This window comes from Mesorhizobium silamurunense (assembly GCF_014843905.1).
GTDB classification, from domain to species: domain Bacteria; phylum Pseudomonadota; class Alphaproteobacteria; order Rhizobiales; family Rhizobiaceae; genus Mesorhizobium; species Mesorhizobium silamurunense.
The window spans coordinates 1-463 of the sequence record NZ_LPVS01000175.1; the positions used below are offsets into that span (position 1 = coordinate 1).

Consider the following 463-nt stretch of genomic DNA (forward strand, 5'->3'; position numbering starts at 1 on the left):
TTGCGCGGCATTGTTCAGGACAAAGATATCCTGGTTGGCATCGGCCCCGTGCAGGGCATAGCTGCCATCGGCGAGATAATAGTAATTGTAGCCGCCGTCGTCATTGGGATTGAACACTCCTCCCGCATGGATTGTCGCAGTCCCGCTCGACAGATAATAACGGTTGAAGGCGGCGTTGGCGTCGGAGACGGTGGCCTCGCCGGTCGAGAAATAATAGGAGGAATCGTCGGCGCCACTATCTGCTCCATCAATGATCGCAGTACCGCTCGACAAATAGTAAAAGCCGCCATTGATGCCGTCCAGGTCGAGCGACACATCGCCCGAAGACAGATGGATAGACGTCTCGTTGCCGGAGCCGCTGACACTCACCGAAACGTCCATCCCGTCGCGCAGGGTGAGCGTGGAGGGGCCCGAGCCGTTCACATAGGTCAGCCGCACCTCATCGACGCCGGCCAGAACCGCC

Annotated in this window: 1 protein-coding gene; it reads right to left on the reverse strand. The window is 59.0% G+C overall.

Features of this window, described 5'->3' with window-relative positions; translation table 11 throughout:
• Positions 1 to 463 (reverse strand): hypothetical protein (locus tag AU465_RS38185; protein WP_192257166.1); only part of this gene is annotated, 463 nt, incomplete at both ends.